The organism is Paragemmobacter kunshanensis, from assembly GCF_011059185.1.
Classification (GTDB): Bacteria; Pseudomonadota; Alphaproteobacteria; order Rhodobacterales; family Rhodobacteraceae; genus Paragemmobacter; species Paragemmobacter kunshanensis.
In genome coordinates, this window is record NZ_JAALFE010000040.1 from 1 (window position 1) to 15,937 (window position 15,937).

Genomic DNA, 15,937 nt, shown 5'->3' on the forward strand with positions numbered 1-15,937 from the left:
CATGACCGTCCTCCTTTGTGGATTATCGCAGACCCACCTTGGCACAGAGATGCCGTCGGGGGGCGGTCACATCATCAGAGCATTGTCAGGTAGCCAAGAAGACTTGGCCAGAATCCAGGGGATAGTCGATCAAGCTCTGAAAGCTTGGGGCGCAGGGCAGCTTGTTGTGATTCCCGGCGAATTTGCGTCCGGTTGGGTCGAAGTCTTTCCCCAATTCGATGAATTCGGTCGCGATATTCTTGACCTGCCCGGTTTTTGAGCGAAGGCTATCAATCGCTCGGCGGTACGTCTACGCCGCACGTTGTTGAGAATCGCGCGGAGGGCGGACCCAGAGCGCTTCCAGAAGGCATCCCGGACACGGATGCAGAGGGCAGACCTGTGGAACCTGCGCCGGACGCTCGGGGTTTGCCTAAACAGGGGCGTCCGGGAACTTGGGTTGTCGGCCCTCGCGGAGACAGATTGTACGGCCCCGACGGAAAGCCAATCAAAGACGTTGATTGGGGCCACGATCACGGCCAAGGTCAGCCCCATACGCACGAATGGATCGACGGCGAGCGCCAGCCTGGTCGGCCAGCGACCGAGGAAGAGAGCTTTTCAGGTGACGGGCGAGGTGATGACGGGTTGATCCGTCCGGAGGATTGGAGATGATCACGTTTGAAGGGGATGAACGGTTTGCCGACGTGGAATATGTTGGCATCACCTACGAATCCGCAGATCGCACCCTAAGGCTGTTGGTCACGTCCGATCCCGCAGACAACTGTGAAGTGATACTCCTTAGAGATGTTGTGGCATTTGATGTCCTTCATTTCACGCGCCAGAATGTTGTCAGTTACCTCGATATTGCGCGTTTGGCCGCCGCCGAGCATCATGCCTTTGTCGAACTTGCCGTCGGTGAAGGGGCGACGATTACTTTGACAAAAAATCCCAGCCGGGACGTTCTGCTTGGGGTCGTTTTCGTGTCTGCCAACGGAGCATCGATCTTTGCTCTTTGCGGTTCGGTCGAGAAATGCTCCAGCGACGGGCAACCGATCTACACTGTAGTGGCATGATTTTCGTGGACTGCACTCAGCGATCCACCCACTTTGCCACGATCAGCCCCGGCACGGCGTCGTGCGCCCGCTCCGCGTCCCGCGCCAGATCCAGCCGCTTCGGGAGCTTCACCTGCGGCACCAGCAGGAAGATCGGCGCGGTGACGATGCCACGGCCGGTCTTTGATCGCTATGCCACGGCGCGGCCCTTCGTGTTAAGCCGCCCCTCAGCCACCAGCAGGCTCGGACCCCTTCGCCGATAGATGAACTGCAGGCGCAGGCCGGTGCGGCGTTCCCATTCGCCGGGGGTGATCCGGCCTCCGCGCGTCGATTTGCCAGCAGCTGGCGTGGGGATCGCCAGCCAGAACCCGTTCTTCGAGCGGATCAGCGGGCCGGTGTCGTGGGCGCCGACGATGGCCGAGCCTCATCACGGGGCGGCTTTCTTCGACCTTCTCGATAAGGTGATGCCCGATTGGGAGCGTCGAAAGCAGAGGCTGGAACGGGCGATGGCCTGAGAGTTTCCGAACCCAGTCGCGGCAGTCGCAAACGCGACCCCAATCCAAGCAATTTCAGCGAGTTGAATTTCGTGAGCATCTGCAATGGCTTATGGGAAACTCACCAAATCGGCGTAGTCATGAGGTCCGGAGAATATCGGCCTTGAGAGACCGCTTCCGAGCCTCCTGGCGCGGGGGCCAGTGCTCAGCCTCTCCCGCATAACCCTCGACAACAACGAAAAAATCCGGCCGCAGCCGCAGAGGGAGAACGCTTTCGCGAGGGCAAGTGGCGGAGGGGATGGGCCTGACGTCGAACCTTCTCCACTCCAATGCGGTACTAATCCTTTGTTTTCATTGAAAACAAAAAGGGAGGAGCGTTGGGATCAGAGAGACATTGAACGAAGATCGGAGGTTGCATCCCGAAATCTATGCCTCCCGCCTTCCGACTGTCCAGCAAGGCGATATCCGTGAGCGGCCCAAATGTCTTGTCGATAAATGCAAAATCCGCGGAGCGGAAAGCAAAGGTCTCTAGGACACGGACGTACTGCGGAAGCTCGTGGCGCCAGGGGTATTCAACGGTCAGCAAGATGACTGGCGTATCGCAGTAATGCATCGCAGTTAACTGAAACGGGCTGGGATCGCTGGCACCTTCGCCATCGAACTCATGCTGGCGCTCGAACCCAGTTTGGGTGTTGCGCAGCATGATCGCGAAACGGACATCCTCATCAAGAGGAAACAAGGTAATCAGAAGATCAGCCGTTTCGACAGACTGTTGGGCAAGTGTGGAGCGGTAGACCACCTCCTCGGCGGCGACGGCGAGTGCGCAAACTGCGTATGCGACCATGGACAGAAGCAACGCTCTCATTCCGCGTCCTCGAAGCGCGGGCGAGCGACCGAGAACCGGCAGATGCTGTCAAACTGTCCTCCATCCCGAATGGATGCCATGTGTTGCCGGCGCTCATCGTAGCTGTCGGTGTCATGGTTGATGCGCTCCGTTATCGCATCTGTCGCGCTTTCGATAAGCCCTTGGTCTGCAAATCCTGCAAGATCGCGTTCAAGCCAAAAAAACACAGCCGACCTTACCGCATAAACAGGCTCCGCAGCGCGGTCCGGATCGGCTTCGAAATCAAGTGGCTCACCGAAGGTCCCCTGATGCCAGACAGTAAACTCCCGGTAGTTGGCTCGGCCTGTCAGTTGAAGGAGCCCGCGGCCACGAAAGGCCCAGCCGTCGCCACTGGCAGCGTCCCCGTTGCCGTTTCGGTTGGCGAGTGCCAAATTTGCAATCGCGACCTGGTCTGCGGGATGTTCTTCGGTGCGTGCGAACCGTTCTGCTTCTTCGGGGTTCTCCCTGAAGTATCGGTAGGTCGCAATCAGCCCACGCACACTGTAGTTAAAGCCCTCAAGCAGTCGCGCGCTGCCTCCGGCTTCCTGGCGCATCTGCGCAAGGAAGTGAATCAGGCGTTCTCTTGTGTCCAGCCGCCCTGAAACGACGCGAAGGTCCAACTCTTTTGCGATCTGGGCGAGCCGGTCTTCTGGCGCTTCGGGAAACACGGCTGACAGTCTGTCACCCGTCAAAATGTCGCAAACTGCGGCATCAGGAATGTTTTGAGGATCAAGCACCGGCTCTGCTTTGCATCGGCAGTTCCAATCTTGGCCAGGATGTCCTCCCGCAGGTGGTGCGGACCATGCGAATACTTGATCGTCGTTTGCAGCATGGACGGCGCGAACGCGCCCGTCGTCCGCACTGCGCCAGATATAGGTCTCGAGTAGGAGCGCGTCTCGCTGGAAAAGGCCGCTCAACGCTTCCGCGTATCGCGTGAGGATCGCGTTGATAACCGGGTCGTTGGCATCGACCGCAACACCGGTTTCGGTCAGCCGATCCGCAACCGAGCTGCGCAGCTGATCCCTGATCGCGGTGAGGTCGACTGATGAGATGTCAACGCTTACACCCTCGGGTAGAAAGCCATTCAGTCGGGCAACGGCTGTGGCCAGCGCATCGTCGATGATGCTGTCCAACAGCCTGTCAGGGACCACCGAGAACTTTACTTCCGGCGCCCGAACCGGACCAAGCGGCAAGACGAAGACGCTTTTGCCGCCTGACCTGATCCAGGCCGCAAACTTGCTTTCGTGCCTCATCGGTTCCTCCGCATCGTTCCCCGAAAGCAGTATCAAATTGGAGATACGGTTGCGTTAACGCTCCGAACGCACTGTTGCGTCTGGCAGAGACGGTTGGATTTCGGGGACGTTAGGATGGCGGAGGGAGCGGGTCTGATATCCAACCTTCTCTGCCACGTAAGCGATTGATATTAAATGGAATTACAAAGGTTTGAATTCCGTTCGGTCTCAAATGCGTCTGCCAGAAAACAGGCCACTCAGGTCGGAACGCTGCCAGAACCGGACGGATTCTTGGTTAACATCGATCCCGCGCTCGTGCAGAAGATCTTCAACATTCCGGAGCGAGAGCGGAAACCGGACGTATCGCATCACCGCCAGACGAATGATTTCCGGACTGGTCTTGAAATACTTGAATGGGTCGCGCTTCATCATGCCGGGACGCTACCCAGGTCCCTGCACCGTCACAAGCCAAGTTCCGATGACATCACCGTCGCGCCGCATGGGCGCTGAAATCTGAGCCGGATCGATTCATCCTAGACCCGATCCACCAGATGCCGGGACTGAACACCTAGGATTCCCCAATCCTCAGATCATCGCGACGCCAATCAGCACGAAGGCGGCGATGAAGACCGTCTCGACGACGATCAGCGCGATGGCCTGGCCCCCGACATCAAGGATGCGCTTGAGCGAGGTCTTCATCCCCACCGCGGCGATCGAGACCAGAAGCGCGGCGCGCGACAGGACCGACATCGCATCGACGACCAGTCCCGGGATCAGGCCTGCCGAGTTCAGTGCCGCAAGAACCAGAAAGCCGATGACGAACAGCGGCAGGATCGGCGGGCGCCTGGCATCGGTATCGCGCATCGCCGCGTGGTTGCGCACGATGATCGAGATGACCAGCACGACCGGTGCCAGCATCGCCACGCGGATCAGCTTGACCAGGGTGGCGATCTCTCCGGTCTGGTCCGAGACGGAAAAGCCCGCCCCGACGACCTGGGCCACGTCATGGATCGTGCCGCCGAGGAAAACCCCGGATTCCTCGGGGCTGAACGCCAGTACCTCAGACAGGATCGGGTAGACGATCATCGCCAGCGTCGACAGGACGGTGACCGACAGGACGGTGAAGATGAGGTTTCGTTCCGAGTGCTCGTTCCGGGGCAGGACGGCCGAGATCGCCATCGCCGCCGAGGCGCCGCAGATCGCCACCGAACCGCCCGTCAGCAGGCCAAAGCGCCAGCCGCGATTCAGGAGCCTCGCCCCCAGCAGGCCGAACAGAATGGTCGCGAAGACCCCTGCGATCACGAGTCCCACCATCTGATAGCCAAGATCGGCCATCAGGCTGATGCTGATCCGCGCGCCCATCAGCGCGACGCCAATGCGCAGCACAGCGCGCGAGGTAAAGGCGATGCCCGCCTTGCACGGGCCTTCCTCGCCCAGGAAATTGAACGCGATGCCCAGCAACAGCGCCATCAGCATGGCGGGAGCACCATAGTGTTCCGACAGGAACTGCGCCGCGGCGGCCACGACGAGCGAGACAAGGAACCCCTGGCCGTTTGCGCGGCAGAACCCGGCAAAGCGGATCATGGGGGTCAAGGCGGGATGGGCGGGGTGCATGGGCAAAGCCATTGTTGAAACCGGTGTTCGTGGCGCCGGGGCCGGCCTTGGCCGACCCCCGGCTTTGCCCATGATGGCGTTGCAGATCCGGCCCGACGTCTGGGGTTGCGTCGGGCTGGGCGGGGGGGGGTGGTCAGCTCTCGGCGAAGGCCGCGCCCGATACGTCGTCGCTGTCGGTGCGCAGCATGGCGGCGCGCGCATGGCCCTCCATCCCCTCGACCCGGCTGATCCGCGCGGTCCGCAGCGCCAGCTCATGCGAGGCGGCGCTGTTGCAGCGTTGCCAGGTCACGGCCTTAATGAACTTGTGCACCGAAAGCCCGCCGGTATAGCGCGCGGCGCCGCTGGTCGGCAGCACATGGTTGGGGCCGGAAACCTTGTCGCCAAAGGACACGGTGGTTTCCTTGCCAAGGAACAGCGAGCCATAGGCCGACAGCCGGCCCAGCCACCAATCCAGGTCGGACGCCATCACCTGAAGGTGTTCGGGCGCATAGTCATCGGCGACCTGGGCCGCCTCTTCGCGGGTGCCGCAAAGGATGACTTCGGCCCGTTCATCCCAGGCCGTCCGCGCGGCCGAGGCGTTGGGTTCCCCCAATTCACCGATCAGCGCGTGAACGCGCGCCATCACGCCAAGGGCAAGCGCCTCGTCGGTGGTGACAAGCCAGACCGGGCTGTCCGCGCCGTGTTCGGCCTGGCTCACCAGATCCCAGGCGACGGTTTCGACCGATGCCGTTGCATCGGCGATCACCAGAGAATCGGTCGGGCCGGCGAACATGTCGATCCCGACTTTCCCGAACAGAAGCCGCTTCGCTTCGGCCACATACGAATTGCCGGGCCCAACCAGAATGTCGGCGGGCCGCGAACCGAAAAGCCCCTGCGCCATCGCGGCGATCCCCTGGACACCGCCGAGGTTCAGGATGAGATCGGCCCCCGCCAGGTCCATGGCATAGACGATGGCATCGGGAATGCCCTTGCCGGGACGCGGCGGCGACACGGCGGTGATGTGCGGCACGCCTGCGACCTTGGCGGTGGTGATCGTCATCAGGGCGCTGGCGATGTGGCTGTAACGCCCGCCCGGCACATAGCAGCCGGCGGCCGAGACCGGGATCAGCTTCTGCCCCGCGACCATGCCGTCGATCACCTCGATCTGGCATTCGTTCAGCGTCGCCTTCTGCGCCTCGGCAAAGCGGCGGATGTTGTCATAGGCAAATTGGATGTCGGCCTTCAGATCCTCGGGCACGCGGGCGATTGCGGCGGCGCGCGCTTCGGGCGACAGCACGATCTCGCCGGTCCAGCCATCCAGCCGTTCGGCATAGTCGCGCACCGCGTTTTCGCCACCTTCGGCGATGGTCCCAAGCATCTTTGCGACGATGCCGCGTATGTCGTTGCCCTCGGCGGCAGGACGCGGTTGCGCGGTCTTCAAATAGGTGACAGCCATGTTTTGCCTATCCATGCAAGATGTGGTCACGGATCGCGGCGACGAGGACATCGACCGTATCCAGAGAGCGGATCGCACCGGGCACAGCATCCCGGATGAGCGAGAATTCAGAGCAGGCCACCACAACCACGCCGGCCCCGCGTTCGGCCACGTCACGGGCGGCGGCGGCAAGAGCCTGCCGTGCGGCGTCGGTGGGGCCGTGGGCCTTTATCTCGCGGATGGCCGCAAGCATCGCGTCCGCATCCTGCGGCCAGACCGCCGACAGCCCGGCCCGGTCAAGCGCCGCGTCAAAGACCCTGGCAAGCCTGACCGCCGGCGAGGCGAGGATACCAAGGCCGGTGCCGGGCGGAACGGTGCGCGCAACCTCTGACACCGTCAATTCGACCATGTTCAGCAGCTGGATCGACACGGCGTCCTGGATCGCGACGGCATAGTGGTGCGCGGTGTTGCAGGGCATCGCCAGCGCCGTGGCGCCCGCCGCCTCAAGCCGACGCGCCATTTCGACCAGCACCGGCGTCGGGTCCGTGCCCGTTCCGCCGATCAGATGGGCGATGCGCGACGGAACCTGCGGGTTCATGTCGATCAGCAGGGGCAGGTGATCGGCGTCATCCCTGGCCGCGACGGCCGCAAGAAGCCGTTGCTGCAACAGGATCGTCGCTTCGGGCCCCATGCCGCCCAGAACGCCAACGACGCGCCGGGCCATCACGACACCTCCCGCACGGACTGGCGGATCAGCGACCCGACGGTTTCGCAATCCGCCTCGGAGAAGGTCAGCGGCAGGCGCATGTCGAACAGGGTGGCCAGAATACGATCGGTCCGGGGCAGGCTCTGGCGCGGGATATAGTGCCAGTTGCGATGCGACGAGGTGAAGCCGGCCGCCTCGTCCCGTCCGAACCACTTCAGCTCCACCCCCAGGTCTGCGGCGGTGCGCAGCAGGGCCAGGCACTGTTCGGATGAAAAGCCCGGCAGGCGGAACTGGATCGACGACCCGACAAAGGTTTCTGCCGCCGGCCGGTCGATGGTCGCGATCTGGTTGTCGCCCTGCAAGGCGCGCTCGACGATGCGATAGCGGGCGTTCCAGCGGTCGATGTTGCGATCCAGCCCGGCCAGTTGCGGCCGCAAGAGCGCCGCGCGCACCGCGTCCATCCGGGCCGAGCAATTCGGCATTTCGGACCGAGCACGCGCGAAGGCCGCCGCATCGGGGCCGGCACCGTGGCGTCCATACAGCATGTAGCTGCCCGACAGGATCGTCGCGCGCGCCGCAAGGTCGGGGTCGTCGGTGGTCAGGAACCCGCCTTCGCCCGAATTCATGTGCTTGTAGGTCTGGGTCGAGAAACAGGCGGCCTTGCCGAAGTTGCCCGACCGCTTGCCGTTCCACCTGGCCCCCATCGTGTGGGCGCAATCCTCGATGACCGTGACGCCCGCGCGATCGCAGATGTCCATCAGGCGGTCCATGTCGCACAGATGGCCGCGCATGTGCGACAGCAACAGAAAGCGCGCGCCGCTCTCGTCGATCCTGGCCGTCAGATCGTCCAGGTCGAGCCGCAGGTTCTCGTCGATCTCGACCAGCAGCGGCTGGCCGCCAACGGCAACGATGGCCCCGGGAACAGGGGCCAGGGTAAAGCCGTTGGTCAGAACGACGGTGCCCGGGGTCACGCCCGCCGCCCGCATCGCGATCTGCAATGCCTGCCCGCCCGACGTGACGGCAAGGCAATAGGCACTGCCTTGCCAGTCGCGGTATTCGGCCTCAAGCGCGGCGACCTCCCCCACCTCGCCCTCGGCCAGGTTGTAGCGATGCAGGCGCCCGGTCCTCAGCACATCAAGGACGGCGGCCACCGCCTCGGCGGGGATGGCCTCCTGCTGGGTGAAGGATCCAAAGAACGTGCGCGCCACGGCCCGGGCCTCCTTACAGGTTTACCCAGCGGTTTGCGTGGTCGAAGGCAAAGTCATAGCCAAAGAGCGCGACCGAACCGCCGGTGTGCACGAAGACCACGCGTTCGCCCTTGAAGGCGCCCTTGCGGGTCAGGTCGATCAGGCCCGACGCGCCCTTGGCGGAATAGACCGGATCCAGAAGGATGCCTTCCAGTTCGGCGAACATGCGGATCGCCTCGATCCCGGCCTTGGTCGGCAGGCCATAGCCTTCGCCGACGTAGTCGGTGTTCGCGACCACATCCTCGCGCTTGACCACGCCGGGGCAGCCCAGCTTTTCGGCGGTCCGGCAGGCAAGGTCGTACACCATCTGTTCCTGCTTTTCGCGCGGCGCACGGGTGCCGATGCCCAGGACCGGGATCTGCGCGTTCATCGCACACATCCCCGTCACCAGACCGGCCTGCGTGCCCGACGACCCCGTGGCATGAACCACGCGGTCGATCTTGAGGTTGCGGTCATTGGCCTGCCCGACAAGCTCCATCGCGCAGTTGACATAGCCAAGCGCGCCCGTGGGGTTCGACCCGCCGCCCGGAATCACATAGACCTTGTGGCCTTCGGCGCGCTTGCGTTCGGCCGCCCGCTCCATCTCTCCGGGCATGTCGTGGCCGGCCGGGAATTTCTCGGTCGTGGCCCCGTGCAGGTGATCCAGCAGGACGTTGCCGTTTTGGTTGTAGTTGGGGTTGTTGTAGCCGGTACGGTCTTCCAGCAGCAGGTGGCACTTGAGGCCAAGCCTTGCGGCAAAGGCGGCGGTCTGGCGGCCGTGGTTCGTCTGGGTCGCCCCCTGGGTCATCACCATGTCGGCGCCCTGTTCCAGGGCCTCGGCCATCAGGAATTCAAGCTTGCGGGTCTTGTTGCCGCCCGTCGACATGCCGGTGCAGTCGTCGCGCTTGATCCACAGTTCAACCCCAAGCTCCCTGGACAGCCGCTCCATCGGTTCGAGGGCCGTAGGCAGATGGGCCAGGTGCAGGCGCGGGAAACGAGACAGGTGCATGGTGAGATCCCTTCTTGGGGTGAACACGGAGGGGCGAGCTTGCTTCGGCAAGAAGGTCGCGTCGCAGCTGGCTGGGTGTCGTGCCGAATTCGCGAAAGAACATCCGCGAGAAATGAGAGCTTGAGCCGAAGCCGCAGGCAATCATGATATCGGTGATCGACAGGGTGGTCTGTTCGACAAGGGCCTTGCTGCGGCGCAACCGCAGCGACCGGTAGAACGGCATCGGGGCGCATCGGGTGGCGGCCTTGAACTTGCGTTCCAGCTGCCGCACCGAGGTGCCGGAGATCTCGGCCAGGGCCTCGATCGAAACCGGCGTCTCGACGTTCTGCTCCATGTGCCGGATCACCGTGTCCAGCTTGGCAAGGCGCAGCACCTGGCTGTCGTTCTCGCTGCGGGGCTGCGGCGTCGCGTCCTCGCGGATGCGATCCATCAGCAGGATGCTGGCCAGCGCCTGCGCCAGCCGGTTCGACACGGTGGCGACGATGGTGCCCAGCACCACGTCGGCGGTGGCGATCATGCCGGCCGCCGTGGTGATCCTGCCGCTGCGTGCATAAAGCGTCGGGCGTTCCGAGCAATTCACCAGCGTGTCCCGCAGCAGTTGCTGGTTTTCCCAATGCGTCGTCAGCGCGGTGTTCTGGGGGTGCAGCCGCATCCATTCGGACGCCGCATCCGACAGGAGCAGGACGTGACTGCCCGTGCGTTCGATCCAGCACAGGCGCGACCGCAGCCCGCCAAGAGCGGCGCGAATGCCGCGCCCCCCCAGCACCACGAGATGCCCCGGCTGCGCGAACGCCTCGGACTGGAAGGGCGTTGCCCGAACCATCACGGTCTCGTCCAGGCTTTCGACGAGGGTCTGCCCCGAGGAGGTGCAGACCGTAACCTCGAAGTCCGCATCATCCTGAAGCCGGTTGGCGATGCGGAACACATCGAGCGCCAGCGACAGTTCCGTCGCCACGAAGCCGGGCTCGACAAGAACGAAGATGCGGACCTTGGCCATTGCTGGATCAGCCCCTCATGCGCTTGAAGTCGGGGTCATAGGGCGCCGGCGCGATGATCTGTGCGTCGACCAGTTCGCCAAAGAAATCCAGCTTCAGCGTGCGGCCGACCTCTGCCAGGTCCGGCTCGACAAAGGCATAGGCCAGGTTCATGCCCACCCGGTGGCCCCAGTCCCCCGAGGAAATCGTGCCGACGACCTTGTCACCCTGCATCAGCGAGGCGCCGCCGCGGGCCGGGGCGCGCGTCGCATCGACCTTGAGCGTGACGAACTTCTTGCGCAGGCCGCTGTCGTGCTGCTTCCGCAAGGCGTCCTTGCCGATGAATTCGCCCTTCTCCAGCTTCACAAAGCGGTCGAGCCCGGTCTCATAGGGGGTGAATTCGGTCAGGATGTCGGCTTTCCAGTGCAGGAAGCCCATTTCCATGCGCATCGATTCCACCGCGCGCGCGCCGAACAGCTTCAGCCCGTGCTCCTCGCCCGCTTTGCGCAGGGCCAGGTAGGCCGCGTAGAGCGAGGCGTTGGGCACATGGATCTCATAGGCCAGTTCGCCCGAGAAGCTGACGCCCAGCACCGTCGCGGGGGCAAAGCCGATGAAGCATTCGCGAACGCTGAGCCAGGGGAACGCTTCCCTGGACCAGTCCCCGCGCGAGCAGGCCGAAAGCACGGCGCGGGCCTTGGGTCCGGCAAGGACAAGGATCGTCTGGTCATTCGTCAGGCTGCGGATCTGTACATCCTCGTCGGCGCGCAGGTGCAGTTTCAGCCAGTCCATGTCGTGATATTCGGACGCCGCCGCCGAGCCATACCAGACCCGCGCCGGGCCACGATCAGAGGCGGGCAGGTTGGCGACGGTCGCTTCGGCCTTGAGCATCCCGTGGTGGTTCAGCATGTACCCCAGCCCGACGCGGCCGTCGCGCCTGGTCACCGCACCGCAGAACATGCGGTCGAGGAAGCTGTGCCGGTCCGGGCCGGTGATCTCGAACCGGTTGAAACCGTTGACCTCCGTAAGGCCGACATTGGTGCGGATATTGTCGATTTCGGCCGCGACGATGTCGAAGGCTTCGTCGAAATCGAACCCCAGCGTCGGGTGGAAATCGGGCGAGGGCTTGATGTAATCCACCCGTTCCCATCCGTTGACGACGGTGAACTCGGCGCCTGCGGCGGCAAGAACCGGCGTCAGCGGCGTGGTCTTGGCCGGGCGGCCTGCCGGGCGGTGTTCGTGCGGAAAGTGGAAGCGGAACTCGTTCTGGTAATCCTCGATCGCCTTCAGCGAGGTCAGTTCGACGTTCGCATGTCCGGTAAACCGGCGGGGGTCGATCACCCAGGTGTCATAGCAGGCTTCGCCATGAACGATCTGCTGCGCCAGAAGCCAGCCGTGCCCGCCGCCTTCGCCCAGGCCCGCGCGCAGGCCGATGATGCAGAAGGCGTTGCGCTTGCCGGGGATCGGGCCGACCAGCGGCGCGCCGTCGATCGTATAGGTGATCGGGCCGTTCACGACGGTGTGGATGCCGGCCTCCATCAGCGCGGGCATCCGGGCGAAGGCACCTTCCAGAACGTCCGTCACCCGGTCCAGGTCATCGGGGCAAAGCGCGTTGACGAAGTTCGGGTCGATGCCGTCCATGCCCCAGGTCTTGCAACCCTGTTCATAGAAGCCGAGCAGGAGCCCGTTCTTTTCCTGGCGGCAGTAATAGTCCGAGATCGGGCAGCGCAGCAGCGGCATCCGGTGGCCGGCGTTCTTGATCGCGGGGATCTCCTCGGTCAGGAAATACTGGTGTTCCATCGACGCGACGGGGTGATGCACCCCCATCATGGCGCCGACCTCGTTCACGCGGTAGCCGCAGGCGTTGACGACGATGTCACAGTCGATGTCGCCATGTTCGGTGTGGACGGTCCAGGTGTCGTCCTTGTGCTGGGTCAGCGCGGTGACGGGTGTGTTGCGATAGACCTCGGCCCCGGCGTTGCGGGCGCGACGGGCCAGCGCCTGGCACAGCTGTGCGGGGTCGATGTCGCCGTCCAGCGGGTCCCAGAGGCCGCCCAGCAGGTTGTCGGTCGAGATCAGCGGGTGGCGGCGGGCACATTCGGCGGCGTCGATCACTTCGAAATGCACGTCCATGCCACGCGCCATCGAGGCAAAGTGGCGGTAGCCCTGCATCTGTGCCTCGGTATTGGCCAGCCGGATGCCGCCATCGGCGTGGTGATAGTTGATCGGGAATTCCGGGTCTGCCGCCAGTTCCTTGTAAAGGTTGATGGAATGGGTCTTTAGGCCGACCATCGTCTGCGTCATGCCGAAGTTGGTCACCTGCGCGGCCGAGTGCCAGGTGGTGCCCGACGTCAGCTCGTTGCGCTCGACCAGCACGACATCGGTCCAGCCTTCCCGGGTCAGGTGGTAGAGTGTGGAACAGCCGGCGATTCCGCCGCCGATGACAACTACCTTGGTTCTCGATTTCATGGTCCCGGTCTCCCGCTTGATTGGCTCGATAGTGGGAGGAAGAAATCGGGCACGGCAACGCGCCAGTCATTTCCGAGACTATTTAGAATCTATGTTTCGAATAAATCAAAACAACAAACTTCCCGCTCGGCGGCTTCAACTTGCCCCCTAAGGTTGGCCACAGCAACACTTTCGCGGGGATCAGGCATGAATGCGAATTGGGCAAGACGCAGCGGGCGCGAAGACCGGCTGGCCAAGCGCGCAGCGGGGCCGGTGGTCAATCCCTGCCCGCCCGGACAGAGGGGTGGCGCGTACAAGCCCCTGTCGCCCGAGGAACTGGAACAGATCTTCGACACGGCACTTCGTCTCCTGGAAACGCTGGGCATGGGAGAGGTCCCCGACCGTCTGCGCGCCGACCTGATGAAGGCGGGCGCGGTCGAAGGCGAGCGCGACCGGCTCCGGTTCCCGCGCAAGATGGTCGAACGCGCCATCGCGGATGCGGCCAAGACCTTTGTGCTGCATGGCCGCGATGAAAGCCGTTCGATCGAAGTGGGCGGCGACCGCGTCTATTTCGGCACGGGCGGCGCGGCGGTGCAGACACTGGACATCGACACCGGCCTTTACCGCCCCTCCACCCTTGCCGACCTGCACGACTTCACCCGGTTGCAGGACACGCTGGCCAATGTCAGCTGGTTCACGCGCTGCTGCGTGGCGACCGATGTCGAAGACAGTTTCGACCTTGATCTGAACACCGCCTATGCGCTGTGCCGCCATACGACCAAGCCCACGGCCACCTCTTTCACGCTGGCCCAACATGTCACGCCCATCGTCGAGATGCTGGATATCGTGGCGGGCGGTCCGGGCGAGTTTTCAAAGCGACCGTTCAAGAAGGCGCATATCAGCCCGGTGATCTCTCCGCTGCGCTATGGCGAGGATGCGGTCGATGTCGTCTATGAATGCATCCGCCACAACATCCCGATGTCCTGCATCACCGCCGCCCAGGCCGGGGCGACGGCGCCTGCCACGCTGGCGGGGTTTCTTGCGCAGTCGCTGGCCGAAACCCTGGCAAGCCTGGTGATGGTCAACGCGATCCAGCCCGGCTTTCCGATGGTGTTCTCGAACTGGCCCCTGGTCGTTGACCTGCGCACCGGCGCCTTTTCGGGGGGCAGCGGCGAAACGGCCGTCCTGAACGCGGCTTCGGCCCAGCTGTCAAACTGGTTGGGGCTGCCGTCGGGCGTCGCCTGTTCGATGACCGACGCCAAGGCGATCGACGCGCAATACGGCATGGAAAAGGGCATCACCTCCTTTGCCGCGGCGATGGCGGGGGGCAACCTGATCTATGAAAGCTCGGGCATGACGGCCTCGCTCCTTGGGGCCAGCTTCGAGGCATTCGTGCTGGACGACGAGATGCATTCCCATACCTACCGCGCCCTGCGCGGGATCGAGGTGACCGAAGACAACCTGGGATTCGACGCGATCTGCGAGGCGGTGCTGGGGTCGGGCCATTTCCTTGGCGGCACCCACACCTTCGCCGCGATGGAGCGCGACTATTTCTATCCCTCGCTGGCCGACCGCAATCAACCCCGCACCTGGACCGAGATGGGCGCCAAGGACGCCTGGACGATGGCGCGCGAGCGGGCGAAATCGGTGCTGGAGACCCACCATCCCGCCTATCTGACCGAGGAACAGGACCGCGCCATCCGCGCGAAGTTCAAGGTCCTGATCTGAGGGTCATTCGATCAGCGTGAAGCTGTCCTTCAGCCAGGGCAGCTGATCGTGGATGGCCGGCAGGGTGCTTTCCTCGAGCAGTTCGTTCATCTTCATCCGAACCTGCGCCACGACCGACCGCGCGCAGTCGGGCGTCGAGACGACCGACAGGATGCGTGCAAAGCTCTTGCCGGGAAAGCGGTGGACCTGGACCTTGTCCTGGAACTGCTTGCCGTGGGAATAGTGCAGGGCGGTGGTGATCGACCAGCCCGACCCGGCGGCGACCATCGCCATCAGCGTGTTGCCGTTGGCGCATTCAAAGTGGTTGGGCAGAGAGATGTTCAATCGGCGCAGTTGCGACTCGATCTGCCGGCGGACGAACAGGTTGCTGGTAAACCGCAGGAGCGGCAGCTTCGATCTGCCATGCATCAGACCCACCACATCCATCGTGTCCTTGGGGGTGATGACCAGAAAGGGATCGCGCAGGAACGGGTGGTCCAGAAGGTCGAACATGTTCTCGGAGGAATAGGCCAGCACGCCAAGATCCAGCTCGCGGTTGCGCAGCATCTTGATGATGCTGTGGCTCCAATCCGTGTGGTAGGAAAAGTCGCAGTGTGGCATGATGCTGGACATGTACATGGCCAGGTTGGGGGCGATGTAGCTGTCGAAATCCTCGATCACCCCGATCCGCAGATAGCTTGCGTTCTCGATGCTGCCGGCAGAGGCTTCGGCCTTGGCGATGCGGATGTCGTGCAGGGCGACTTCGATCTTGCGCAGGAAGGCCCGGCCCGTCGGTGTCACCAGCAGGGGGCGGCGCGAATGGTCAAAAAGCTTGACGCCGAGGTTGTCTTCCAGGCTGCTGAGGTGGTGCGACACCGTACTGACCGAAATTCCGGCTTCGTCGGCAGCATCCTGAAGAGAGCCTTTCGTGGCGCAAATTCGGAACAGCTCCAATGCCTTGAGGCTGAAATCCTTGCGGGTGGCGTGCTTGGCCATCGTTCCTGCCCCTGATCTGCCTCTCCCATGTTTCTAATTTATCGAAGTTAAATTCGCAAGTATCCGACATTCCCCAAGTGGCCTGCCGCTTGACTTCAAGATCGCCTGATTTTGCTCGCTGGGCAAGCGTTCTTCGCCCCGAGCGGTGTCTGTCGTCGCGCAAACGGCCGAAGTCGGGTGGATCAAGCCTCGAACCCGCAGCATTCTGG

14 protein-coding genes and 2 pseudogenes are annotated in these 15,937 nt (G+C 63.3%); 4 read left to right on the plus strand and 12 right to left on the minus strand.

Translation table 11 applies throughout. From position 1 onward, the window contains the following. Together G5V65_RS22175 and G5V65_RS20470 are read left to right on the plus strand one after the other, a co-directional pair. Positions 1–259 (plus strand): hypothetical protein (locus G5V65_RS22175; RefSeq protein ID WP_206526911.1); only part of this gene is annotated, 259 nt, incomplete at its 5' end. A gap of 385 nt (positions 260–644) precedes the next feature. Beyond that, positions 645–1,049, plus strand: a complete 405-nt coding sequence (locus G5V65_RS20470; RefSeq protein ID WP_165054138.1) for a hypothetical protein — start codon at positions 645–647, stop codon at positions 1,047–1,049. A 16-nt stretch (positions 1,050–1,065) separates the two neighbouring features. Here the strand turns inward: G5V65_RS20470 and G5V65_RS22180 are convergent. Continuing rightward, positions 1,066–1,443: pseudogene (locus tag G5V65_RS22180) on the minus strand (DUF6441 family protein); the annotation flags it as partial. Here G5V65_RS22180 and G5V65_RS22995 point away from each other — a divergent pair. Then, positions 1,442–1,543 carry a YgjP-like metallopeptidase domain-containing protein gene (locus G5V65_RS22995; RefSeq protein WP_241250683.1) on the plus strand — a complete coding sequence of 34 codons (102 nt, stop codon included), beginning with the start codon at positions 1,442–1,444 and terminating at the stop codon, positions 1,541–1,543. The pseudogene G5V65_RS22180 and the gene G5V65_RS22995 overlap by 2 nt on opposite strands. 316 nt (positions 1,544–1,859) lie before the next feature. Here the strand turns inward: G5V65_RS22995 and G5V65_RS20480 are convergent, their stop codons facing one another. The 10 genes and pseudogenes from G5V65_RS20480 to G5V65_RS20525 form a co-directional block, all read right to left on the minus strand. Then, positions 1,860–2,387 carry a hypothetical protein gene (locus G5V65_RS20480; RefSeq protein ID WP_165054141.1) on the minus strand — a complete coding sequence of 176 codons (528 nt, stop codon included), beginning with the start codon at positions 2,385–2,387 and terminating at the stop codon, positions 1,860–1,862. Then, on the minus strand, positions 2,384–3,658 hold the full coding sequence (locus G5V65_RS20485; protein WP_165054143.1) for a phage minor head protein: 1,275 nt from the start codon (positions 3,656–3,658) through the stop codon (positions 2,384–2,386). The genes G5V65_RS20480 and G5V65_RS20485 overlap by 4 nt, the downstream gene beginning before the upstream one ends. A 252-nt stretch (positions 3,659–3,910) precedes the next feature. After that, a pseudogene (locus G5V65_RS20490) lies at positions 3,911–4,069 on the minus strand (IS6 family transposase); the annotation flags it as partial. A gap of 153 nt (positions 4,070–4,222) precedes the next feature. Further along, the gene (locus G5V65_RS20495; RefSeq protein ID WP_206526912.1) at positions 4,223–5,221 is read right to left on the minus strand and encodes a YeiH family protein; all 999 of its coding nucleotides are present in this window, start codon (positions 5,219–5,221) and stop codon (positions 4,223–4,225) included. Positions 5,222–5,384: 163 nt separating this feature from the next. After that, a complete protein-coding gene (gene hisD / locus G5V65_RS20500; RefSeq protein ID WP_165054146.1) occupies positions 5,385–6,686 on the minus strand; it encodes a histidinol dehydrogenase in 1,302 nt (433 codons plus the stop codon). A 7-nt stretch (positions 6,687–6,693) separates the two neighbouring features. After that, a complete protein-coding gene (locus tag G5V65_RS20505; protein WP_165054148.1) occupies positions 6,694–7,389 on the minus strand; it encodes an aspartate/glutamate racemase family protein in 696 nt (231 codons plus the stop codon). Then, positions 7,389–8,579: a DegT/DnrJ/EryC1/StrS family aminotransferase gene (locus G5V65_RS20510; RefSeq protein WP_165054151.1), complete on the minus strand. Its 1,191-nt coding sequence runs from the start codon at positions 8,577–8,579 to the stop codon at positions 7,389–7,391. The genes G5V65_RS20505 and G5V65_RS20510 overlap by 1 nt, the downstream gene beginning before the upstream one ends. A 13-nt stretch (positions 8,580–8,592) precedes the next feature. Then, positions 8,593–9,606 carry a D-cysteine desulfhydrase gene (locus G5V65_RS20515; protein WP_165054154.1) on the minus strand — a complete coding sequence of 338 codons (1,014 nt, stop codon included), beginning with the start codon at positions 9,604–9,606 and terminating at the stop codon, positions 8,593–8,595. After that, on the minus strand, positions 9,515–10,603 hold the full coding sequence (locus tag G5V65_RS20520) for a GlxA family transcriptional regulator (RefSeq protein ID WP_165054157.1): 1,089 nt from the start codon (positions 10,601–10,603) through the stop codon (positions 9,515–9,517). The genes G5V65_RS20515 and G5V65_RS20520 overlap by 92 nt, the downstream gene beginning before the upstream one ends. Before the next feature lie 7 nt (positions 10,604–10,610). Beyond that, entirely contained in the window at positions 10,611–13,046 is a 2,436-nt protein-coding gene (locus tag G5V65_RS20525) for a GcvT family protein (RefSeq protein ID WP_165054185.1), read from the minus strand. 186 nt (positions 13,047–13,232) lie between these two features. Here G5V65_RS20525 and G5V65_RS20530 point away from each other — a divergent pair, with 186 nt between their 5' ends. Further along, positions 13,233–14,753, plus strand: a complete 1,521-nt coding sequence (locus G5V65_RS20530) for a trimethylamine methyltransferase family protein (RefSeq protein ID WP_165054188.1) — start codon at positions 13,233–13,235, stop codon at positions 14,751–14,753. Positions 14,754–14,756: 3 nt separating this feature from the next. On the opposite strand, the gene G5V65_RS20535 is transcribed toward G5V65_RS20530, so the two are convergent. Beyond that, positions 14,757–15,728 (minus strand): LysR family transcriptional regulator, encoded by a 972-nt coding sequence (locus G5V65_RS20535; protein ID WP_165054191.1) that lies wholly within the window; start codon positions 15,726–15,728, stop codon positions 14,757–14,759. Positions 15,729–15,937 lie beyond the last annotated feature (209 nt).